This is a genomic window from Streptococcus sp. FDAARGOS_192, assembly GCF_002073815.2.
GTDB lineage: Bacteria > Bacillota > Bacilli > Lactobacillales > Streptococcaceae > Streptococcus > Streptococcus salivarius_H.
Genome location: NZ_CP020429.2, coordinates 30,253 through 54,369, shown reverse-complemented (window position 1 = coordinate 54,369; position 24,117 = coordinate 30,253). Strand labels below are relative to the sequence as shown.

The 24,117-nt window shown below is 36.0% G+C and carries 14 protein-coding genes and 2 pseudogenes; 14 read left to right on the top strand and 2 right to left on the bottom strand.

Annotated elements, in window-relative coordinates; genetic code table 11:
• Positions 1 to 3 precede the first annotated feature (3 nt).
• The 9 genes and pseudogenes from A6J31_RS00215 (at position 4) to A6J31_RS00180 (ending at position 12,704) form a co-directional block, all read left to right on the top strand.
• Positions 4 to 384, top strand: coding sequence for a helix-turn-helix domain-containing protein (locus tag A6J31_RS00215; protein WP_080610183.1), 381 nt, complete (start codon positions 4 to 6; stop codon positions 382 to 384).
• Complete coding sequence (locus tag A6J31_RS00210) at positions 381 to 1,193, top strand: ATPase, T2SS/T4P/T4SS family (protein ID WP_080610182.1); 813 nt, start codon at positions 381 to 383, stop codon at positions 1,191 to 1,193. The genes A6J31_RS00215 and A6J31_RS00210 overlap by 4 nt, the downstream gene beginning before the upstream one ends.
• A 15-nt stretch (positions 1,194 to 1,208) precedes the next feature.
• A complete protein-coding gene (locus A6J31_RS00205) occupies positions 1,209 to 1,715 on the top strand; it encodes a Cas9 inhibitor AcrIIA9 family protein (protein WP_080610181.1) in 507 nt (168 codons plus the stop codon).
• 58 nt (positions 1,716 to 1,773) lie between these two features.
• Positions 1,774 to 3,021, top strand: coding sequence for a hypothetical protein (locus tag A6J31_RS00200; protein ID WP_225791540.1), 1,248 nt, complete (start codon positions 1,774 to 1,776; stop codon positions 3,019 to 3,021).
• A 24-nt stretch (positions 3,022 to 3,045) separates the two neighbouring features.
• Positions 3,046 to 3,321 carry a PcfJ domain-containing protein gene (locus A6J31_RS11600; protein ID WP_225791548.1) on the top strand — a complete coding sequence of 92 codons (276 nt, stop codon included), beginning with the start codon at positions 3,046 to 3,048 and terminating at the stop codon, positions 3,319 to 3,321.
• 111 nt (positions 3,322 to 3,432) lie between these two features.
• Positions 3,433 to 3,780 (top strand): hypothetical protein, encoded by a 348-nt coding sequence (locus A6J31_RS00195; protein WP_141760023.1) that lies wholly within the window; start codon positions 3,433 to 3,435, stop codon positions 3,778 to 3,780.
• Positions 3,781 to 3,832: 52 nt separating this feature from the next.
• The gene (locus A6J31_RS00190; protein ID WP_225791539.1) at positions 3,833 to 4,486 is read left to right on the top strand and encodes a hypothetical protein; all 654 of its coding nucleotides are present in this window, start codon (positions 3,833 to 3,835) and stop codon (positions 4,484 to 4,486) included.
• Positions 4,487 to 4,543: 57 nt separating this feature from the next.
• A pseudogene (locus A6J31_RS00185) lies at positions 4,544 to 10,056 on the top strand (SNF2-related protein).
• Between the two features lie 107 nt (positions 10,057 to 10,163).
• A complete protein-coding gene (locus tag A6J31_RS00180; RefSeq protein WP_080610178.1) occupies positions 10,164 to 12,704 on the top strand; it encodes an NACHT domain-containing protein in 2,541 nt (846 codons plus the stop codon).
• A gap of 242 nt (positions 12,705 to 12,946) precedes the next feature.
• Here A6J31_RS00180 and A6J31_RS00175 read toward each other — a convergent pair whose 3' ends face one another.
• Positions 12,947 to 13,723 (bottom strand): hypothetical protein, encoded by a 777-nt coding sequence (locus A6J31_RS00175; RefSeq protein ID WP_080610177.1) that lies wholly within the window; start codon positions 13,721 to 13,723, stop codon positions 12,947 to 12,949.
• A gap of 174 nt (positions 13,724 to 13,897) precedes the next feature.
• Here A6J31_RS00175 and A6J31_RS00170 point away from each other — a divergent pair, with 174 nt between their 5' ends.
• Positions 13,898 to 14,227, top strand: a complete 330-nt coding sequence (locus tag A6J31_RS00170; RefSeq protein ID WP_080610176.1) for a hypothetical protein — start codon at positions 13,898 to 13,900, stop codon at positions 14,225 to 14,227.
• A gap of 563 nt (positions 14,228 to 14,790) precedes the next feature.
• Here the strand turns inward: A6J31_RS00170 and A6J31_RS11590 are convergent.
• Positions 14,791 to 15,069, bottom strand: coding sequence for a S24 family peptidase (locus A6J31_RS11590; protein WP_080610175.1), 279 nt, complete (start codon positions 15,067 to 15,069; stop codon positions 14,791 to 14,793).
• 1,174 nt (positions 15,070 to 16,243) lie between these two features.
• Between A6J31_RS11590 and A6J31_RS00160 the strand changes: the two genes are divergently transcribed.
• The 4 genes and pseudogenes from A6J31_RS00160 (at position 16,244) to A6J31_RS00145 (ending at position 24,026) form a co-directional block, all read left to right on the top strand.
• Entirely contained in the window at positions 16,244 to 22,405 is a 6,162-nt protein-coding gene (locus tag A6J31_RS00160; RefSeq protein ID WP_080610174.1) for a Spy0128 family protein, read from the top strand.
• A gap of 413 nt (positions 22,406 to 22,818) precedes the next feature.
• Positions 22,819 to 22,953, top strand: coding sequence for a putative holin-like toxin (locus A6J31_RS11795; RefSeq protein ID WP_105291367.1), 135 nt, complete (start codon positions 22,819 to 22,821; stop codon positions 22,951 to 22,953).
• 150 nt (positions 22,954 to 23,103) lie between these two features.
• A pseudogene (locus tag A6J31_RS00150) lies at positions 23,104 to 23,259 on the top strand (DUF4368 domain-containing protein); the annotation flags it as partial.
• 149 nt (positions 23,260 to 23,408) lie between these two features.
• The gene (locus A6J31_RS00145) at positions 23,409 to 24,026 is read left to right on the top strand and encodes a class I SAM-dependent methyltransferase (protein ID WP_002886378.1); all 618 of its coding nucleotides are present in this window, start codon (positions 23,409 to 23,411) and stop codon (positions 24,024 to 24,026) included.
• Positions 24,027 to 24,117: the final 91 nt, after the last annotated feature.

Here is a 24,117-nt window from a genome sequence, read left to right as displayed (position 1 = left end):
ACAATGACTGAAATGACGGTCAAGAAATATTTGGAACCTTTTTACACTTTAGATAGAGTGGCATTAGGTTCAATACTAGAAACAGCTAGGAAAGAATTAGATAGACCTCTATCTCTTCAAGACGTTGCAAATAGAATTGGGGTTTTTAAAGGAACTGTCAATAATTATGAAAAAGGACGGTCTATTCCTAAAGAACCACAATTTTCTAAGCTCTGTAAACTGTATAAAATTGATAAGGTTGACCTTATCAATAAAACTACCATTCTTGATAGAGATAAGGTTCTTTCCAAACGTTACGAGTTGTTGAGTACGATTCGTGAATTGCAGAAAGAAGCTGCAGAGTTAAAGCTGTTACTAGAAACGGAACAAGGAGAAAAACAATGATTACTTACATTAAAATGGTACTAAAAGAAGCTATTAATAACGGAGCTCAAGATATTACCTTCTTCCCGCATGGTGAAGATTACGAAGTGGCATTTAGAAAAGCTGATGTTAAACAGGTCTATGACCACATTTCATCAGAAGATGCGGATGCTCTATTTAGTCATATGAAATGCCTAGCGGATATGAATGTGATTGAAAAACGTCGTGGTCAGCTAGGAACTTGTGACTATCAGTTGGATGATGGTAGAGTTATCGCCATAAGGATATCGACGATAGGTAATTTTCAAGGCCTAGAAACGATGTCTATCCGACTTTTAGATTATCCTAAAACTTGCATCAATGGAGAGGAGCATCGAATCTCTTTGCGTGACTTTGATGTTGATAGTGGTTTGGAAAATGTGATTGAACAAGTACGTATTCCAGGATTGCACGTCATTACTGGTTGTGCAGGTGTTGGCAAAACGACTTTAGCTTACTTGTTACTTTCTGAGGCTTTTAAAGAAGGTAAAGTAATAACAATCGAAAGACATGTCGAAATTAAGGATGTATCTTTTAGCCAGCTACAAGTCAATGAGGTTAACCGTATGGACTATGATGCTCTGGTCACTTTAGTCCCACGCTTTAATCCTAATGTCTTGTTTATTGGTGAAGCTAATACACGAGAAGAAGTAGAAGCAGTACTTAAGGCTGTTTCTGCAGGATTAAGTGTTGTTACAACAGCCTATCAAGATGACTTTTCAATCCCACATGATGTTTTAGAAATGAAACAAGGACAAGATGGGAAACGAAACGTAGCTTTGGTTAAATAAAAGAGGAGAAAAACAATGACAGATAAAATTAAGATTGATGCTTTTGACCGCTTCATGGCAGTAAGCCATTTTGATGATGAAATGGCAGAAGCTCACACACCGACTGAGGATGCTATTCATAATTGGATAGTTGATCATCAAGAGGATGATGAGCTGATTGCTGGAATTCTCAAACATCTTGATCGTACGATTAAGGATGCTATGGGTTACTGTATCAGAAAAGCCAGTAAATCTGACTATAGAAATGGTCAAGGTGCTATGGTTGATGATGCTACAGTCTTTTCTTGGGTTAAGGAGTATTTTACTGCTGAAAAAGTTGAGACTAAATCAGTTGTAGGAAAAATGACTACTGGTAGTAAGAAATCAACCAAGCAACCAACTAAGAAGCCAAAAAAGAAACAGAATAAGAGCCTAACTAAAACAGAAACTAAAAAGAAAATCCCAACTAAGAAAACTCCTGAAAAGGATGAGAAACAGTTAGATCTTTTTTCAGATTTATCTGTTGAAGAAGGCGAATTTTAACAACAATAAATAGAAAAATGGTCCTAGGGCCATTTTTTATTAATTAAGGAGAAAAACAATGACAAAAGCAGAGAATATTCAAGAAATCGTAGATAATCGTTTAAAAGTTCCTAACGGATTTTTCAAATGGGCGAAGAATAATTTTCCTATCTATGAATGGTCAAATAAGTCTAAGACAATTATCTCTTCTGACCGAAAAAAATTCTCGGAAAAGGTTACAAAACGCTTATCACTTAACAGCCGTTTAACCTTTGTAGGAGATACTTTTTACTTTGTCTGGATGGGAGTCACAAAGAAGCGCATTGAAATGCAAATGTATGCAGTGACTCAATCATTTGAAGAAGGAAAAGAAAAGTTTGACGTCAGCCTTTATAACTTTTATCAGCTTGCCAACAATAAGATGGTAAAAGCACACTGGGATCCATATTTTTCAGCTAAAGAAGGTAAAGAAGCCTATAGTACTGGATTCCAAAATCAGAGAAATGCTCTCTTTTTTGGCTCTGGTGCATTTAGTGTCTATACGCTTTATGGTGGTATGGAAAATCTTATTGAAAAGTTACAAACAAAATCTGAGTTGAGATACTTAGATTTTGATGAAGTGATTAAAGAAAATTTCGAGATAAGCTCAGTGCTACCTCATATCTATAAATATCGAGAACGTATTGAATTCGCTCAAAAAATAAAGGCGCGTGGAGTCGTCAAAGAATTGGTAGGTACTACGTTTTATAGGTCTTATTACTCATGTAGTCTTGGACATAAGCATGCAAATATGGGTAAGGTTACTATGAATTTTCTCAGAAGGAATAAACAGTATCTAAAAAATACGGATATAAATGTTGAAAAGGCATTTTTCGAGGAAGATTTGCGTAGACGATATGGTCGAACCTTCGAGGGGTTATATGAGTTGATTATAAACGCTATGATTTCTGACAAGAAGCCACTAATTAATCGTTTGGAAAGTATCATACCATCCACTGTGAAACCAATTCGTTTTATTAACTGGATGATGAAAAACAATATCTCCCTTCGTGATTATGAGGACTATCAAGAAATGGTAGAAGCTCTGGGAATTCCATTTGATGGAGATTATGTAGTTATCCCCAAAAATTGGGAAAATAAACATACAGAGATCGTAGAAAATTATTCAGCTCTTCTCGAGAATCAACAAGCACGTGGTACATATTTACGTGTAACTAATGCTGTCAGAGATTTGAGAGCAGAGAAACAACGCCTTGAGGACGAAAAGAAAGAGGCGAAGTTGAGGGTTGAAACAGCTAAACGTTTGACAAACATGATGAAGGCTTAGACCGCATTTGACAAGTATGCTTTTATCTTTCCTAAAGACGAAAGTGAAATTGTCAAAGAAGGCAAAAACCTACATCATTGTGTTGGAAGTTATGCAAAAAAACACTTTGTCTACGGAACTTCTATTATTGTCTTTGTTCGTGATAAGGCACACAGAGAAACCCCTCTCTATACTCTTGAATTGAAAAACAATAGGATCATTCAACTGAAAGGAGAAAGGAACAAGGCTGCAGATGAAGAGGCAAAGAAAGAAGCAGAACTTTTCTTAGCCCATTGTGGAAAGCTTAAAATTGAGTTTTAGATAAAAGGAGAAAAAATGAAACTGAGAACTCATTATGAGTCAACTGCGTTTTCATGTTATACTAGAGATAACACTATACGTGATTTCATGTATAATTCAGGGAGAAGCGTCATGAAGTTGACTATTGTTCTTTATAATAATAAAAAGATGATTGGAAAATACCTGGTTGATACAATCAGTAAAACCTTAGATACGTTTGAAAGGAAAGATGATTTTTTGTTGAACACAGAATTCACCTATGAACGTATGGTAGATTTTCTAAAAGGGCGTCAAATTGATTTTGGACGAAAAAACCGAAAGGAACTTTTAGGTTATACCTATACAGCTCCCGATGTCTGGCACGAAATTGCTATGACACACGGTTTTGATACTGATGATTTTTATTGGGTATCAATACCAGAACTCAATGATGAGCCATTTGTTTTAGAAGATCATCATCCTAATTTAAGTAGAAAATAGGAGAGATACTATGACTGTATTTACTTCTAGCAAAGGAACTCAAGAGAAATGGTTGAAAGATGACTATTTCTATAAGAGAGACTTTTTTGGTGGAGAAGCTGAAGCTGAGTTTCTAGTATCTGAGTTTTTGAAAAGTTGTGGGATTAAAGATTATGTACCTTACGAAAAAGTAGGTAGTGATCTTTGTCGTTCACAAAATTTCATACCAGAAGGTGGAAGCTTCGTTACGATGTTTCGTTTGCTGCAACAAAGGGGGTATACGGAATCAGATATCGAACAAATAGCCAAGAAACAACCTCAAGAGCAGTATAACTTTTTGAAAAAAGAGTTGGCTGAGATTGGTTTTTCAGAAGCTGAGCTTGATTCGATATTTGCCAGACTCTTTGAGATTGATCGCTTAACCTTAAATGTTGATAGACACTGGAATAACTTTGGGATTATCTTTTCTAAAGATGAACCGCCATATCTATTAACTTTGTTTGATTTTGGTTACTCTCTAGGAGTTACCTTTCCCAGAACAATGCCCACGCATGTAGCTATTCGTAAGAGTAAAGCTATGACAGTCAGCAAAAGCTTTGATAAGCAATGTGAACTGGCTGGAACATTCTCTTTTGACATTCAAGATAGTTTTATTGAGTTCCTCAAAAACAGGAAAACACGAGAGGCTCACATATTTTTGAGTCGTATAAACAAATACTACAACTAAAAAGAAAGACTTGGTATTATACCAGGTCTTTTTTAGTTTTAAGGAGAAAGAACAACAATGGAAGAACAAAAACAAAATAAAACAATGACTAAAGCAGAAAAGGTTCAAGCTAACCTTTCTGCCATTAAACTTGTGAAAGCACTAGAATCAGATAACCGTCTAGCTGACAGTGCCGAACAAGAAATTCTCTCTAACTATGTTGGTTGGGGAGGACTTGCTAACGATTTCTTTGATAGTAAGATTAATCGTTTTGCAAAAGAACGTGATGAGCTAAAAAGTCTTGTCACTAAAGAAGAATATCGTGCGATGGAAATGAGCTCCTTAACGGCTTACTACACAAGTCCAGAGATTGCTACTGCAATGTGGGATAAGATTGTAGAAAGTGGTTTTAAAGGAGGTAATATTCTTGATCCATCAATGGGTACTGGTATCTTCTTTGAAACAATGCCAGAGGATATCAAGAAGAATTCTACTCTTTATGGAATTGAACTTGATACCGTTACAGGTGCTATTGCTAAACACCTTCATCAAGATGCTACTGTTTTAGTCCAAGGATTTGAAACAGTAAACTTTGAAGGGACACCATTTGACTTGGTCATTACGAATGTTCCGTTTGCGGATGTTCGCATTGTCGATAAGGCTTATGATAATAAACCTTATCGTATTCATGATTACTTCTTTAAGAAAGCTATCGATTTGGTACCCTATCATGGGATGGTTGCAGCTATCACTTCAACTGGTACTGCAGATAAGAGTGCTGGTTCAATTCTGCCAGAACTCCGTCGTAGTGGAACTCAGTTTTTAGGTGGTGTCCGCTTACCAAATACTGCTTTTAAAGATGCTGGAACACGAGTGGTAACAGATATCCTCTTTTTCCAAAAAGGAGCTTTTATCCCTGTTCCCGATACTAATATCGACTTCTGGTCTTCAGATAGAAATAAACTCCCCTTTGATAAACGTGTCTCACTCAATCCCTATTTCTTCCAGGATGCTATTTGTAAAAATCCTTGTGTTCTAGGTGATTATCAGGTACGTCATTTCAATGGTGGAACACTGGATCTTGTGGTAGATAGCTCCTTTGACTTAGCTTCAGAGCTTCAAGAAGCACTATCAAAAGTAACAGTGCCTTTCGAAGTGGAGAGACTAGAACCTCGTGATATTATCCTTAAAGAAGAAGTGAATCATCTTGACCAAGACTTACTTGCTTCACTTGATATTCGATTGAACGAGTATGCTTGTGATAAAAATGGGCATGTCTATTATCGTGATAACACGTCTATCCGTCCTAGCTCACGAGCAGCTGAGATGATTTTTTATCAAGACGAACAAGGACAGTTCGTAAAATATGATGATAAATACAAAGAAGAAGCCATTTTAGACTTTGAAGCAGCAGTAGAAGCAGACCCTAATATTGTTACGAATACATGGGTAAGTCAAACACCTTCTAAAGCAGCTAAAAGTAAAGGGCTTTACAAAGGTATTTATTTCTATGAAACACCCCTTACGGATACAGAAAACAAGCGTATCCGTGGCATGGTTGCTATCAAAAATGCGTATCAAGCCATTATTGATATTCAAATGACGACAGACTATGATGAAGGGAAATTCAAACAACTGCTTGCAACACTTAATCAAGCCTACGATACTTTCAAGAAGAAGTATGGTTATATCAATCAAGCGGTGAATGCTCGCCTCTTTGACCGAGATGATCGTTATCCTCTTATCGCTAGTCTTGAGTTAGAGGAGTTGGACGAGAATGACAGCTCAAAGGTAGTCTTTGTGAAGTCAGATGCTTTTAAAAAGCCAACCATTCGTCCTAAAAAACACCTTCATCAAGTGATGTCAGCAGTAGAAGCCTTGAATGTGTCGCTTTCGGAAGGTCGTGGCGTTGATTTGAACCTCATGAGTTCTGTCTATCCAGATGTTTCAGAAGATATGATGATTTCAGAACTAGGTGAGACAGTAATGATTGATGTGGAACGCTATATTGATGATAAGACTGTACACTATGTTACTAAGGATAAATTCCTTTCAGGTGATGTTCTAGCCAAACGTGATTGTATTAACTCTCTCATTGAAGACGGAGATACACAAGCGGATTGGGAACGTTATTTGGAATTGATTTTATCTGTTGTACCAGAACCAGTTGTCTTATCTGATATTGATTTCAGCATTGGTTCTAGCTGGATTCCTAGTAACGTCGTTTCTCAATGGGTGTTTAGTGAATTGTTGGATGAAAAAGTTGGTCTGCATTCTGAAGAAGCTAAATCACTATTAGTGACATCCAGAATCGGACGAGGTTTCAACGAACGCTTGTTAAACTGCTATATGAGTCGTCAATCTAACCTTCGTTTAGGTCTACGTGATGAGTACAATAAAAGCTACTCACACGCAACAGATATTGTTGCTCACTTGCTTACAAGTAATCAACCAACAATCATGCGTAACTTTGGTACGACTGAAAACCCGATACGTAAGGTTGATGAAGTGGCTACAGCAAACCTACGTGAGTGTGAGCGTGTTCTACAAGAAAGCTTTAAGAACTTTATTCATGAAAACCCAACAGTCCAAGAAGTGATTGAAGATACCTACAATGAAGTCTTTAATCGCTATGTGACACGTCAATATGATGGAAGTCTCTTGGAATTTGATGGCTTGGCTAAAGGAGTAGAGCTTCGCCCTCACCAAAAAAATGCGGTACAACGTATTCTTGAAGAGAGACGTGCACTCCTCGCTCACGAAGTGGGTACTGGTAAGACACTAACCATGATTTCAGCAGCTTTCAAGATGAAAGAGCTTGGGCTTATTCATAAACCATTGTTTGTGGTTCCGTCTAGTCTAACAGCACAATTTGGTCAAGAAATTATGCGTTTCTACCCTACCAAGAAAGTGTTTGTTACGACTGAGCAGGATTTTGAAAAGTCACGACGTCGCTTGTTCGTTTCTCGTATTCTAACCAGCGACTATGATGGAATTGTGATTGGACATTCTCAATTTGAGAAAGTTCGTGTCTCACAAGAACGTGAACAAGCCTTTATTTCTGAAAAGATTGATGAGCTTGATGAGATCATTGGTTACGCAAAAGCTAATGACGACAAAATTACTTTTAAGCAAGCACAATCGATGCGTAGAAGTCTTGAGGCAAACTTAGAAACGTTGCTTGAAAATAAGACTGGTATTGATGAGTTTATCAACTTTGAAAGCCTTGGTATTGATATGCTCTTTGTTGATGAAGCCCACGGGTACAAGAATGTCCGTCCTATGACACGTTTGGGGAACGTTGCTGGTATTACCAACCGTACCTCAAAAAAGAATATGGATATGGAAATGAAGGTGCGCGTGCTTCAAGAAGAGCATGATACACGTCACGTTGTCTTTGCGACTGGAACACCAGTTTCCAACTCTATTAGCGAAATGTATACGATGATGAATTATCTTCAACCAGATGTCATGGAACACTTCGGTGTAAGTTTCTTTGATGCTTGGGTTGGTGCGTTTGGGATTGTTGAGAATAGTCTTGAACTTAACCCTACTGGAGACAAGTATATTTCACGTAAACGCTTTGCTAAATTTATGAATCTCCCTGAGCTGATGGCGATTTATCGTCAGACCGCAGATATTCAAATGACTGAAGACCTTAATCTTCCAGTTCCTATGGTAGAAAAGGTAGCGGTTGAAAGTCAGTTGACGGATAACCAAAAGGTTTATTTGGATGAGCTTGTAGAACGCTCAGATCGAGTTAAAAATGGGAGTGTAGATCCTAGTGAAGATAACATGCTCAAAATCACTAGTGAAGCCAGAAAGTTGGCTTTAGACATGCGTTTGCTGGATGCGGAGTTCTATGTAAGAGCTGATGCAGATAAACTCATGCAAGTGGTTGAGAGAGTGGATAAGATTTATCACATGGAGGCTAAGCATAAAGGGACACAAATGATTTTCTCTGACCTTGGAACTCCTAATGGCAAGGGTTTCTCTGTTTATCAAGAGTTGAAAGATTTGCTTGTTGAACGAGGAATTCCAGAAGAAGAGATTGCTTTTATTCACGATGCTGCTAACAAAAAGGCTAAGCTCCAACTTCAACGTCAAATGAATGCTGGTGAGATTCGTATTCTCATGGCTTCAACGGAAAAAGGGGAACCGGTCTTAACGTACAACGTCGTATGAAAGCTGTTCATCATCTCGATGTGCCTTGGAAACCGTCTGATATTATCCAACGTAATGGACGCTTGGTTCGTCAAGGAAATATCTATCGAAAGGTAAATATTTTCCACTATATCACCAAGGGAAGTTTTGATAACTACCTTTGGCAGATTCAAGAAACAAAGCTCCGTTATATTACGCAAATCATGACCAGTCGTACACCGATGCGAGCTTCAGAGGATATTGATGAGCAAACACTCTCAGCCTCTGAATTTAAAGCCATTGCAACAGGCAATCCATATCTTAAACTTAAGATGGAACTTGATAACGAATTTGAGTTGTTGTCTAATCGTCGTAAGGCTTGGAAACGTGATATTGCTTTGTCTCAAAAACGTATTAAGCAAGCCCTTAAAGATAAGGAAAATTACGAGAAGAAACTTTCTCTATTAGTCCAGGATAAAGAGCTTGCGGAAAAGACAAGACCTTGGAAAGAAGTGGTTGAAAAAGAAGATGGTAAGAAATATGAGGTCGAACATAACCCATTTGTTATGACATTTGAACCAGATGGATACGAAGCAACTAAGAAAGATGTTGCTGGAAATCAACTGAACTATGCTATGCAGATGAATGTTGCCTCTGATCCACTCCATATGAAAATGACAACCCTTGCTCATTATCGTGGTTTTGTCCTTCGTGCGTTGGAACAAAAATCAGCTTGGCAACCAGAACGCATGCTTGATTTACATATTATCGGTCAAAATAGCTATGCTGTTCGTCTAGATTTTGCGAGTGGTATTGGGACTATCCAGCGTATCAACAATGTTATTGATGGTATGGATAAACAAGCCAAACTTTTGCAGGAAAACATTGACCGTTGTGCAGATACTATTAAGCGAGGAGAAGCTGCAGATGTTTTTGCAGACCAAGCTCGTCTTGACTATGTATCAGCTAAACGTGCCATTGTTAATCCTCTTATCGAAGTCGAAGATGAGTCTAAAAAGCCTACTGTAGAACAAATTGAAGAGGCTATTAATGCTTTTGAATTGCAGTATAAGGCAGACCATCCAGAAATGGATGAAGACTCTGATGTAAAAGTTAGCTCAATCACTGAGGAATATAGTGCTAGCTATGATCCTGATGAAGAAAGCGAACTTGTTGAAGTTATCGATGAGTCAGTAGATGAAGCAGAAGCTGCCTTCGAGGACGAAGAAGTAGTTGCACAAGAAACCGTTGAAGAAACGACTCATGTTGTTGTTTCACAAGAAGTTCTTGATATGGCTGATGACTTCCTAGAAAGTATTTCTGAACTCTTTGGAATGACTGAAGAACATAATGACAATGTTGCTACGGAAATAGTTTCTGAAACCTCTGTTAATGAGGTAGAAGAAGTAGAAGTTTACGAAGAAATTTCACTATTTGACTTTGTTTAAAATGCGAAGGGTATTGTTATATCACTTTTGCAGCATGAAAACACCTTATGAAAATAGGGTGTTTTTTGCTATAATAAAATAAAGAACTTTATCAAAAGGGGAATGAAATGAGTAAAATTTTTATTGCACATGCCTGGTCAGATGATGAGAATTATAGTCAGAGACAATTAGACTTTATACGTAAACTTGAGCTCGAACTAGAAGAAAAAAATTTAGAAGTTATTTATGATGATAATACTGTTAACAAAAATACTTTAAATCAATTCATGATTGAAAATATTAGAAATTGCGATGTTATTTTATCTATTTGTGACAAGGCGTATTTAGAAAAATCTGAAATAGACGATTCGGGTGTGAGTTTCGAAATAAAAGAAATAACAGAACATAAATTCTTAGATAAAGTAATACCTATCAAAATCTCAACAGATGATTTGCCTTACAAATTTGGTACATTACCTTACGAATCTTTCTGTAAAGAATTTGAGGAAATGTCGTTTGATTCATCCGAACAATTAAATTCTCTTTTTATAAGATTATCTGAAAAGCTCTCAAAAGAAGAGCTCTGGCCTCAAGATAAATTAAAAGAAGAAGTTCATTCGCAACTTGATTCGATTGGTTTAATTTCTAATGTTCTTAATTCCACATTAAAGCTTTCAGATTTGTATACTTATCCAGAACTAAGAATAGATAGAAAAGAAAATATAAGTTATCTTTCAGCAGAAAAGTTACTGAATAGTAAATATTATTTAGATAAATTTTTTATAGTAGGCGATAGACAAAGTGGAAAAACATCTTTTGCAAAAAAATTATTTTTAGATATATATAGTGACGGTTTTCAACCTATCTATTTAGAAAGTAAAGAGATTAATTCTCAAAATATAGAAAAGGCAGTTCGCAACAAATATATTTCAACATATAAAACTATCCATAAAAATAAAGCAGAAAATATAGTTGTTATAATTGATGATTTTCATAAACTTTCGACAAAATTACAAAATACTGTTAAAAAAATTGACAAGTACGCAGGATTAATTATGTTTGTTGATGATATTTATGATATTAGTTCGAATGACTTCACAGTAACAAGATTCACAATACAACCTTTCAAACCTTCTTTAAGAAATGAGCTTATAACAAAGTTTATAGAATCAAAATCACTCTATAGGGATTTAAACACAAATGATAAATTAAAGAAAATTGATGAGAATTCAAATCTTATTGATATCAGTTTGGGTTTAGATAGAGGATATAAGAATGGTATTATCCCCGCATTTCCTCTGTATATTTTAATTATCCTAGGTTCTTCAATTGATGTTAACAATAGATTTGATACTCCTATATCTTCACACGGTCATTGTTATAATTTACTAATTCAGTTAGCTTTTCAAAATTGTGGAGTAAGTAATGATCGGATTGTGTCTTATATAAACTTTTTGTCTTATTTTTCTATGTATCTTTTTAAAAAAGAAGTCTTAGAAGTATCAAATAAGGAATTCAATTTATTTTTAGAAGATTATCAAAATGATTATAAAATCTTTGACCTAGAAGAGTATCTAAGTTTACTAATGAAAACTGGATTGTTGAAAAAAAGCAACTCTTCTAACTATAGTTTTTGCTATGAGTATCTATATTATTACTTTTTAGGGCAATATCTATCTGATAACTTTAATGAACATCTTGATGACATAAAAGACATTATTTTGAATCTGGACTTAGAACAGAATGGCCACATAAGTATTTTTCTAGCGCATCATTGTAAAGATCAACGATTAATAGAAATGTTAAACTCTAGCTTAGAGAATACATTTAGTGATTATACAGAAGCAACACTTGATTCTGTAGAGTTGGGTGATTTTGATAAACAAGTTAATGACTTATCTAATAATATTGATTACAGGATAGAGAACTTCGACGAAAAACGAAAATCCGAATTGAAGCATCGAGACAGATTAGAGGAAAATACATACTCAGAAAGAGATAACTCAGAGATAATTGAAAAAAAACAAGCTCATAGACAAAATCAAGTTAGAAATGCAATTCAAACTGTAGAAGTAATTGGAGTAATTCTTAAGAACAGATACGGGTCAATAAAAAACAAAGAATTTAATAAAATACTAAAAAATACAGTTGATGCTAATTTAAGACTTCTTAACTCTTTTATTCAGATTGTCTCCGATAAAGATTTTATACTTTTTCTAGAGAACTTTATTTCAAAAGAAGTTGATACAGAAAACCTAAATGAGGATAAACTAAGAAAAGATATTCATGACATACTTGTGAGTATGAATTTTGCTACTATATATTCACTAATTATGAAAACTGTTTCATCAATTGGTTCAGAACCTATTTCTTATTATTTTTCAGAAATGGTGGAAAATAGCAATATTAATCCTAGCTATATATTAATAAAAAGGGGATTAGAACTACAATATGAAAAACAATTCTCGGAAAAATCTATCTTAAATGATAGAAATAATAAAAATATGTCACACGTAGCTCGTACCATATTGAATTTAATGGTTGTTAATCATGTATCACGGCATTCCTTTAGCTATCAAGAAAAAGCTAGAATAGAAAAAAGATTTGGGTTTAAACCTAATTCACTCCTTAAACGAGAACAACACATAAAATCAATAGAAAACAGATAATATATAACAAGTTAAAAATTTTTGAATCCACCTATCGATGCCATAGGTTGGATAGCAAAATAGCTATAAATGGTATAAAAAAATCTCTTAGATTCATGGCACTGCACCCATAAAATGAGACACAAGAAAACTTTCCTGTTGAAATCTGGTAAACTAGAAAATAGGGTGTTTTTTGCTATACTTTAGTATAAGTTTGAGGATGACTACAATTTTTAATAAGAAAAATAGGCGATCAGTATCGCCTATTTTATTTCATCATTTGCCCATCTGTCGACATCTTGCAAAAACCATTCAATAATCTTATTTTTATCTGTACTGTACACATCATCATGAGAATCAAACTTGTAAACTAATGGAGATTTTTGTCTAAAACGATAAGAAATAATATCTAGCATTTGTTTTACTTCATCTGGTGCGTAGATGTCTCCATAGTAGACTTCTTGATTATGACATAGGTCTAAGAACATAGAGTAATATTCTTTTAGAACTTGGTCAAATCCCTCTATTAGGGATAAAGCATTGGCATAGTATATAATGTCTTTCTTTTTTTGTTCTTGGTATAAGGCTGATTCTTTGAATTTATTGACTTGTAGGTACATTATTTCATTGTACATTTTCACTTGGTCGTCTACTACCCATTCATTGTGTTTACTCAATATGAATCGGTTAAATTTATCAGATAGAATTAGTTTTCGATATTGGTAGAAATTTAACGTAGTTGTTTTTCCTCTATGTGTAGGAGCTACTTCTTTTATCATTTCGTTTAATCTATTTCGGTTTGAATTATTTCCCGTATCCTCCACTTTAAATGGAATGCCAAATGTATCCTTCAAAAATTTCCGTAATTGCGATGAGGTAACAGAGAAAGATGAATGGAACACTTTTTCTAATTGATGTGGCTTAAAAAAAAGTTCCCAATTTTTTCTTGTGGGGTCGTTATGTAATTTCAAGTAATCAGATGGAACTAATACCCTAATATCTCCGCTTACTATTCTATTCAAATCAAATGTAAGTTCCATAAAGTCTCCAATTTGGTTAGTTTTCATTATATTTTATGCTAAAAAGCGTTACAAAACAAGGTTTTTTAATTTTAAATTATTAACAATTTGGTTAGTTTTTTATATTCAAAAGCCTTATACTAGTAGTATAAAATATTTAGAAAGGACAGGTTTTCAACCTATAGGTAATTTACCATGACAACAAAAGAACAACTACTCAAAGAGGTTGGAGAATTACAAGTCTCAATATTTTCGGATTGTGGTCAAACTGCTTGGCGTTATCACGTTCGTGATACTTGGACAAAAGAAGCAACGGAAGAAGCGCTTGAAAAGATTGGACAAGGTGCGACTACAATTGATTTAGCTCCAGATGGTCTAAAAGAAATTTGGAGAAATGATTTTACTGACAAAAAATATTCACGTGATTATTGGGTCATTAAGAAATATACACCTAGCCAGCTTGAAGAATATGCTCTCCTCTTAAAAGAGTTACAATCACGGGTCTTTCCATATTTTGATAAATAAATGACTTTCCGAAAAATTGTTCTTTTTTTTCGGAAAATAGTAAAACATAAGAAAAATCCCAAAAACCATTGCGGTTGTAAGCTTTTCTTGTTTATCCTTATCAATCTGTGAATCTGAAAAACGCTCAAAATCGCTCTACCAGTATAAAAATTCGTAGTCTAGTACCATTTTAGAGATATAAATAGAATAAATAAAAACGGTGGATCAGCATACGCCGACCCCTGTTTTATTTTTTAAATTCATTCATTTTACTTTCCAGAAGATTTAAGTTACAAGCAAATTTTACATTAACTCTTTTCTTTATTGCTTCAATAGTCTTAGTGGCTGTGTCTATTATAATGTCATCTTTTCTTGATAAACGAAAAGAATATTCTTTAATCAGCAAATTATGTTTATAATTTCACTGGTAAAGCCGAATAGAACAGAAACTTTTTATTCTTATAATGCAAAAGAAGCTCTTAGAAGAAAAACTTCCGAGAGCTTCTTTTTTAGTCTGAGATTAACCATAGGTTAGTCTTTTTGTTGTTCATTGAGCAATAAATATAATCGCAATAAAACCAAAGCTACATAAGTACAACCTTACCAAAGATGGTGAAGTCGTCCTTTTCAGAAAGGGTATTTGGTACCTCGCTAGAATTTAGTGAGTTTAGAAGAATGTCACCATTATCTCTATTTTGACTCACCTTCATTACGTAGTACTGACAATTTAGCTGCACGATGCAGATATCACCTGTTCGAAGGATGGAGTCATTGATGACAAACATTACTTCATCATCAAAAAAACTAGGTTGAAGTGAATCGCCAACAACTTTAGACTCAATATCATATACCGGAATAGGCACTGGGTAATCAAGACAGTCGACTGGGACCTCTGATAGTTCAAACCCTTGTGCATCGACTCTAGCATAAATACTGACTCTTTTGGTTGGTCGTTCATCTTGTCCAACTATTTGTTTTCTATGGTCTTTTTCTCTGATTTCTTTAGAGATATGCTGATTATCTAATCGTTTTTCCAGTATTTAAAGTGAGTTGGTTTAAGTTTAGTGTACCAGCTTACAGGCAAGATATTTGTTTAGAACAAAATAAAAACTAGGGGGGAACCCTAGTTAGCAGTAGACGTTCATACAAGAGTATTATGTAAGTAAGAATGTTAGAGTGAAGTCTCTATGATAGAAGCTAATTAGAGACAAAGGGAAGATTAATTCATAGTTTGATGTATGTGTCTACTACTGAGATTATAACAGTGCGATTAGAATTTTTCAACAAGTTTTGTTAAAAGTCAAATTCTCAACTTAGGTAAGATAACATTTCAGATTAAGCTAAAAATTTTCTGAGACAAGTAAAATTGTAATTAGGAATGCCTCAAAGCCGTTCGTATTCAGTAATCTAACAACATTTTAGATTCTGATGATGAATTGATAATTAAATTAAAGTGGCTAAATAATTACTATGCATACGAGAAAATAATAGAATTAGATTGTATGACGATTGTCATTTAAATTATATTGTGCTATATTACTTCTTAGATAGTTTATCTATGTATCATCTCCCAAGGTAGATGGGTAAACTGTGGAATATTATTGCAGAAAAACGTAGGAGCTACTCTTGCGTTTTTTCTTATGTCAAAATTCGTATATTTTCAAAGGGTTTAGTTTAGGGAAAGAAAAAAGTTAAACTCTATTTAAAATCTAGAGAAGAGTATTGCTATTTTAACTCTTCATACTAGTTTGCTATAAAAAATGATTAGATTCCAGAGTAAAATTTAGATTGTAAAACCTTATCATTCTTATTCCTACTTCCGGATCTCTAATATATGTGTTTAAAATTATATTATAAGAAAAAATAATGTTAATAATATCCATATATATGGCTTTAGAATTAATGGTTTATTATAATATATTTCACATAAAGAAAATAAGTGTAAAAATTATAAATAATTCAGAATATTCCATTGACAGAAAAGTTAAAAGTGCTAGAATTTAGGTGTTAAGATTATATTAAAAGGAAATTTGTATTATGGGAAAAAAAGAATCACAACGTTTCTCAATCAGGAAGTTTAACTTTGGGGTTGCTTCTGTGCTTCTGGGAACAGCCATTTTTGTGATGGGAGCAACCAGTGTTCAGGCAGATGAAGTAAGCGCTACCACTGAGGTTCAATCTTCTTTTACGGCGAAATTGAATGAAAACCAAGTTAACAGTGTTCAAGAAAGTAACGTTGAACAGAATAACGTCTCTAAAATAGCGTCTAATGAAGGTCAACAAAATAACGCAACAGTAGCACCTACTAATACTAATGATAATGCTAAAGTAGAAGTAAATGACATTCAACAAAATACTCCGGTGGCCAAAAATGAAGAAGGTGTTCAAATAAAGGAGTTGAATTCAGTACCTTCGGAACCGGTAACAACAAATTCTTCGCAAGTGATTGAAGAAGAGAAAGTTGATAACCACCCTTCAAATGAACGACGCAGAGCTAAAAGGGAAGCTACCTCATCAACTGAAGATAGTAAAACAACCTTTTCCAAAACAGGTGACACAATTACTGTGAAAAATCCTAATGTTGAAGTCAATTTTCCAAATGGGAACAGTCTATATGCTCCTGCGGAAACAGTCATTCATATGGAACTACCTGATGAGTTAGAGATAAAACAAAATGATAAAATCGTTGTTGATATTCCCGATTCAATTAGAATTCCTACAAGTTTGCATTATGATGTAACTGGTCCTAGTGGTGAAATAATAGGTAATGCTTTTCTAGATTCAATCAGTAATAAAGTGATAACTACTTTTACAGATTACTATGAGAAAAACAAAATTGCAAAACAATTTACCTTAACCTTTAGTACCGGTTGGAAATCATATGTTAAACCAAATGTTCCAACAGAACTCAATTTTAGTGGACGAAAAATTACAGTAACAGTAGGTCCGGAGAGTGCCCCTGTACCGGTAGAAAAAACAAAGGTAACAAAATATGGTGAAGCGGTAACTGGTCATCCTGAACTAATCAGATGGACTATCCGTCTAAACTCAGGTAGTTTGGTAGCTCCTCAAGTTTTGACAAATTACCAACTAATTGATACGCTTCCAGATGACCAAGTCCTAGTTCAAGATGGGGATCCTGTTTTGGATGAATTTGATACTAAAACGAAAGAAACTTGGCGTTTAGGACATGCGACATCTATTCCTTCAGATAATGTAGATTTATGGAACGGTAAAGCTCTTAGAGCTGAAAGAGTTCAGTCAATTACTCCATGGGTTTCCAAAGGTAATGCAATTCAATTATTGGAAAATATCAAAGAAAGCCCAACTGGTTTTTCTTTTAAGATAGCGCAATTGAATGAGCTTGTTTATGTTCGCTATATGACGCGATTAAAAAATGTACCTAATACCAATAAGGAGTTGCAAGAAAAACACGGTAATAATATCAAAATCACTTACAACACTGGTGAAGAACAAAGTTACCAAGCAACTTTTGCATTTAAAGCAGGTGGTTCAGGTTCAGCTTCAAAGGCAAAACAACCAGCAAGGGTTGATTTAGCGTTTACAAAACGTCTTGAAGGAAGAAAGTTAACGGCTGGTGAGTTCACCTTTAATCTAGTTGACCAAAGTGGTAATGTGGTTGATACACAAAAAAATGATAGTTTTGGCCATATTACTTTTATTCCACAGTTATTTAACCATGCTGGTGTTTATCACTATACGGTTGAAGAAGTACCAGGTACGGAAGCAGGTATTAACTACGATGCAATGAAAGCAGAAGTGAGTATCACAGTAGATGAAGATGGTAATTCGTACATAGCTCATACAATTATGCCAACGGACACAGAATTCAATAACACCTATACTCCTTCCCCAGTAAAAGTAGGTCTAGAATTTAACAAAGTCCTATCCAATGGTAGTCTAAATGCGGGGGATTTCAGCTTTACACTTATTGGTGATAACAATGTTAATGAAACAGTTACTAACAAAGCTGATGGGAAAATTACTTTCAGTGACTTATCATTTGATCATGTTGGTGTTTTCAACTACACAGTAAAAGAGGTGAAGGGTGATAAACCAGATGTAGACTACGATGATATGACGATTGCAGTGAAAGTAACTGTATCGAAAGATGAGGAAACAGGTCTGTTAACAGCAAAAACAGAAATAACCTCAACAGGTGGCGAAGCAACTGGTACAGATGACAAGACCTTTAACAACTATGCGGTAGCCCCAGTGACAGCGCAATTTGACTTTAGTAAAGTTCTTTCCGGACGCACTCTTAAAGACGGTGAGTTCAATTTTGTCTTGAAAGATGCGACTGGTAAAGTACTTCAAACGAAGAAGAATGGAGCCGATGGCAAAGTTTCATTCGATGCACTCACTTATAAGAATAATGAGGTTGGTGTTCATAAGTACACTGTAGAAGAAGTCGCAGGTTCAGAAGCCGGAATGAGTTATGACCCAATGAAGGCAGAGGTAACAGTTACTGTCACGAAAGATGGTCATACCCTTACTGCCACAAAAGCACTTCCAACAGATACTGAATTTAATAATGCTTTCACCCCAGCGGCAACCAGCGCCCAATTCAAGTTCACGAAGAAACTTGAAGGCAAAACCCTAGAGTCAGATGCTTTCAGCTTCGAGTTGCTAGAAAACGGTCAAGTTCTCCAAACGAAGAAGAATGGGGCAGACGGCACGATCCAATTTGACGCTATTTCATATGATAAAGAAGGTACACATACCTACACTGTTCGTGAAGTGGCCGGAACAGATACAGATATTGACTACGATACGATGAACGCCGAAGTGACAGTTAAGGTCACAAAAGACGCAGCCACAGGTATCTTGACAGCCAATGTTGTTATGCCAACAGATAGCGAGTTTAACAACTATGCGGTAGCGCCAGTGACAGCGCAATTTGACTTTAGTAAAGTCTTGTCAGGACGCACTCTAAAAGATGGCGAGTTCAGTTTTGTCTTGAAAGATGCGACTGGTAAAGTACTTCAAACGAAGACCAATGATGCTTCAGGTAAAGTAGCCTTCGATGCCCTCACTTATAAGAATAATGAGGTTGGTATTCATAAGTACACTGTAGAAGAAGTCGCAGGTTCAGAAGCCGGAATGAGTTATGACCCAATGAAGGCAGAGGTAACAGTTACTGTCACGAAAGATGGTCATACCCTTACAGCGACTAAAGCTCTTCCAACAGATACAGAGTTCGATAATACGTTCACCCCAGCGGCAACCAGTGCCCAATTCAAGTTCACGAAGAAACTTGAAGGCAAAGCCCTTGTGGCAGATGCCTTCAGCTTCGAGTTGCTAGAAAACGGTCAAGTTCTCCAAACGAAGAAGAATGGGGCAGACGGCACGATCCAATTTGACGCTATTTCATACGATAAAGAAGGTACACATACCTACACTGTTCGTGAAGTAGCCGGAACAGATACAGATATTGACTACGATACGATGAACGCCGAAGTGACAGTTAAGGTCACAAAAGACGCCACAACAGGTATCTTGACAGCCAATGTTGTAATGCCAGCGGATAGTGAGTTTAACAACTATGCGGTAGCGCCAGTGACAGCGCAATTTGACTTTAGTAAAGTCTTGTCAGGACGCACTCTAAAAGATGGCGAGTTCAGTTTTGTCTTGAAAGATGCGACTGGTAAAGTACTTCAAACGAAGACCAATGATGCTTCAGGTAAAGTAGCCTTCGATGCCCTCACTTATAAGAATAATGAGGTTGGTATTCATAAGTACACTGTAGAAGAAGTCGCAGGTTCAGAAGCCGGAATGAGTTATGACCCAATGAAGGCAGAGGTAACAGTTACTGTCACGAAAGATGGTCATACCCTTACAGCGACTAAAGCTCTTCCAACAGATACAGAGTTCGATAATACGTTCACCCCAGCGGCAACCAGCGCCCAATTCAAGTTCACGAAGAAACTTGAAGGCAAAGCCCTTGTGGCAGATGCCTTCACCTTCGAGTTGCTAGAAAACGGTCAAGTGCTTCAAACGAAGAAGAATGCGGCTGACGGTACAATCCAATTTGACGCTATTTCATATGATAAAGAAGGTACACATACCTACACTGTTCGTGAAGTGGCAGGCACAGATACAGATATTGACTACGATACGATGAACGCCGAAGTGACAGTTAAGGTCACCAAAGACGCCACAACAGGTATCTTGACAGCCAATGTCACTATGCCAACAGATAGCGAGTTTAACAACTATGCGGTAGCCCCAGTGACAGCGCAATTTGACTTTAGTAAAGTTCTTTCCGGACGCACTCTAAAAGATGGAGAGTTCAATTTTGTCTTGAAAGATGCGACTGGTAAAGTACTTCAAACGAAGAAGAATGGAGCCGATGGAAAAGTTTCATTCGATGCACTCACTTATAAGAATAATGAAGTTGGCGTGCATAAGTACACTGTAGAAGAAGTCGCAGGTTCAGAATCAGGAATGAGTTATGACCCAATGAAGGCAGAGGTAACAGTTACTGTCACGAAAGATGGTCATACCCTTACAGCGACCAAAGCTCTTCCAACAGATACAGAGTTCGATAATACGTTCACCCCAGCGGCAACCAGTGCCCAATTCAAGTTCACGAAGAAACTTGAAGGTAAAGCCCTTGTGGCAGATGCCTTCACCTTCGAGTTGCTTGAAAACGGTCAAGTGCTTCAAACGAAGAAGAATGGGGCAGACGGCACAATCCAATTTGACGCTATTTCATATGATAAAGAAGGTACACATACCTACACTGTTCGTGAAGTAGCCGGCACAGATACAGATATTGACTACGATACGATGAACGCCGAAGTGACAGTTAAGGTCACAAAAGACGCCACAACTGGTATCTTGACAGCCAATGTTGTTATGCCAACAGATAGCGAGTTTAACAACTATGCGGTAGCGCCAGTGACAGCGCAATTTGACTTTAGTAAAGTTCTTTCCGGACGCACTCTAAAAGATGGCGAGTTCAGTTTTGTCTTGAAAGATGCGAGCGGTCAAGTTCTCCAAACGAAGACCAATGATGCTTCAGGTAAAGTAGCCTTTGATGCACTCACTTATAAGAATAATGAAGTTGGTGTTCATAAGTACACTGTAGAAGAAGTCGCAGGTTCAGAAGCCGGAATGAGTTATGACCCAATGAAGGCAGAGGTAACAGTTACTGTCACGAAAGATGGTCATACCCTTACAGCGACTAAAGCTCTTCCAACAGATACAGAGTTCGATAATACGTTTACCCCAGCGGCAACCAGTGCCCAATTCAAGTTCACGAAGAAACTTGAAGGCAAAGCCCTTGTGGCAGATGCCTTCACCTTCGAGTTGCTAGAAAACGGTCAAGTGCTTCAAACGAAGAAGAATGCGGCTGACGGTACGATCCAATTTGACGCTATTTCATATGATAAAGAAGGTACACATACCTACACTGTTCGTGAAGTGGCAGGCGCAGATACAGATATTGACTACGATACGATGAACGCCGAAGTGACAGTTAAGGTCACCAAAGACGCCACAACAGGTATCTTGACAGCCAATGTTGTTATGCCAGCGGATAGCGAGTTTAACAACTATGCGGTAGCGCCAGTGACAGTACAGTTCAACTTCACTAAGAAATTAGAGGGTCGTGAGTTGAAAGCTGGAGAATTTAGCTTTGTTTTGAAGGATGAAAAAGGAAATATAATCGAAACAGTAGCGAACGATGCATCTGGTAAGATTAAATTTTCAGCACTTACATTTAAAAATGGTGAAGAAGGGACTTACATCTATCATGTAGAAGAAGTAAAAGGTACCGAAGCTGGTATCGAGTATGACCACATGATTGCTACTGTTGGAATCAAAGTGAAGAAAGATGGAAGAGTGTTAATCGCTACTACTGAATTACCAGCAGATACAGAATTTAACAATAAAGTAACCCCACCAACTCCACCAACACCTGTTGTTCCGCCAGTAACCCCACCAACTCCACCAACACCAATAGTTCCACCGGTAACACCTCCTATCCCACCGACTCCAGAAGTTCAAACAGTGAAATCAGTCACTTCGCTTACTCCAGTAGTTTATGAGGATTTAAAAGAACAAGAACTTCCTAAAACTGGTGACAATAATTCTGAAGTCGCAATAGAGGTTGGAGGCCTTCTTACATTAGTTGGATTGGTCTTATCAAGAAAACGGAAGAACAATTCATAAAATAAAGGATTGGTGAATAATTCATTATGTTTATGCTAAGTTGATTTCAAACTTCAATTATTTATTAACTTATCCATAAATAGGTAGTAAAAACGCAAGAGTAATCTTGCGTTTTTGCTTTAGGGAGGGATGGCAATGTTTCTTGGTGAACAATTTTATTGAGCAAGTTGCGAATAACAACGATACTTAAATATTTAAAATAATTTCTTGAACGATGAAGAATAAGCTAATAGAAGAATATTTTGTCATAGTTGAAAGTTTATTTGAAAATAAAAAACAGCTCTTTTCACAATGGAAGGAGCCAGACTTTTATAGATAGCTTTTATTATATGGATTTGATATACTCTTATATGTAGAAAAGTGATAGACGGTGGCTTTCAATTATTAGAGAGGAGTGATGCCTATGGGCAAACATTCAAAATCTAGTAGAGAGGAGAGCCGTTTTGACAGCGTTCGAGATTGTGCAAACCATTCTAGGCTTTGGTAGTTTTACTATCGCTCTAATTGGATTATGCTACAAACTCTTTAAAGACGATGACAAAAAATAATCCGTCCCCACTTTTGGCGAAGTAAGACGGATTATTTTCGTTTAAAACTAGCCACCGTCTTTTAAACGGCTCTACATGGAAGTTGAGTGACTGCTCAACTTCTTTTTTTCTACCACAATTTTATCAGAATAAACAATTTAAGTCAATTCGAAATATACAGATATTGATGAACTGACAGTACCAATGATAAATGAGTATATAGAAAAAGTAGTAGTCCATGAAGCAACAGGGGGAAGAAAAGGAAAAGATAGAAAACAACAAGTCGATGCTTACTTTAATTTTATAGGCAACTGTCAAGTGCTATGAAAAGCGAGCATAGAAAAAATGACTTAAAAATTGTAAAATATTATTAGTTAATTTAGACTAACTTGCAATTAGCCTTCATCTTTAAGGAATAATGTGAAATGCTAAAAGCGGAGAGAGTTTAAAATTTGTTGTTGGGAAGAGTTTTGCTGGTGAGTGATAAGAGTAACAAAAAATTTTGGGATAAATTCGCCAAGTTGTATGCTCCTTTTATGAAGAAGGATAAAGGTGTTTATGATAAAGTTTGCGGATACATAAACCCCTATTTGAGTAAGGATATGAATGTACTTGAACTTGCTTGTGGTTCAGGTCAATTATCCTTTAACCTTTCCAAATATACGAAAAGTTGGATTGCAACTGATTTTTCTAAACAAATGATTTTTGAAGCAAGAAAACATGGAGAATACGAGAACCTTGTCTTTGAAATAGCTGATGCTACTTCATTGATTTATACAGATGAGAAATTTGATTGTGTAGTAATAGCTAATGCACTTCATATTATGCCCGAGCCTGACAAGGCAATGAAAGAAATATATAGGGTATTAAAACCTAATGGTACTTTGTTTGCTCCCACTTTTTTATGGAAAGAGGAAAAACAAAGTAAATTCAAAAAACGGCTGATGTCTATTGTAGGGTTTAAGATGTATAAAGAATGGGATAAAAAGCAATTTGAAGAATTTATCCATGAATATGGATTTTCAGTAGCTGAAATGAAATTGGTAAATGGAGGACTTGCACCAGTTGGTGTAATGATTGCATATAAAAAGTAATATTAAATTATTATTTACAAAGTAATATGAATTTAAAAGCGGTAGTGTAAAATAAGTTGTGTACACTCAAAAAGCTCTATAATCTCTACAG

Bases quoted from the DNA above. Each gene is read 5' to 3' on its own strand.
- A6J31_RS00180 (WP_080610178.1), top strand. From the start codon at position 10,164: ATGAGTAAAATTTTTATTGCACATGCCTGGTCAGATGATGAGAATTAT.
- A6J31_RS00215 (WP_080610183.1), top strand. From the start codon at position 4: ATGACTGAAATGACGGTCAAGAAATATTTGGAACCTTTTTACACTTTA.
- A6J31_RS00210 (WP_080610182.1), top strand. From the start codon at position 381: ATGATTACTTACATTAAAATGGTACTAAAAGAAGCTATTAATAACGGA.
- A6J31_RS00175 (WP_080610177.1), bottom strand. From the start codon at position 13,723: ATGGAACTTACATTTGATTTGAATAGAATAGTAAGCGGAGATATTAGG.
- A6J31_RS00200 (WP_225791540.1), top strand. From the start codon at position 1,774: ATGACAAAAGCAGAGAATATTCAAGAAATCGTAGATAATCGTTTAAAA.
- A6J31_RS00170 (WP_080610176.1), top strand. From the start codon at position 13,898: ATGACAACAAAAGAACAACTACTCAAAGAGGTTGGAGAATTACAAGTC.
- A6J31_RS00205 (WP_080610181.1), top strand. From the start codon at position 1,209: ATGACAGATAAAATTAAGATTGATGCTTTTGACCGCTTCATGGCAGTA.
- A6J31_RS00160 (WP_080610174.1), top strand. From the start codon at position 16,244: ATGGGAAAAAAAGAATCACAACGTTTCTCAATCAGGAAGTTTAACTTT.
- A6J31_RS00195 (WP_141760023.1), top strand. From the start codon at position 3,433: ATGAAGTTGACTATTGTTCTTTATAATAATAAAAAGATGATTGGAAAA.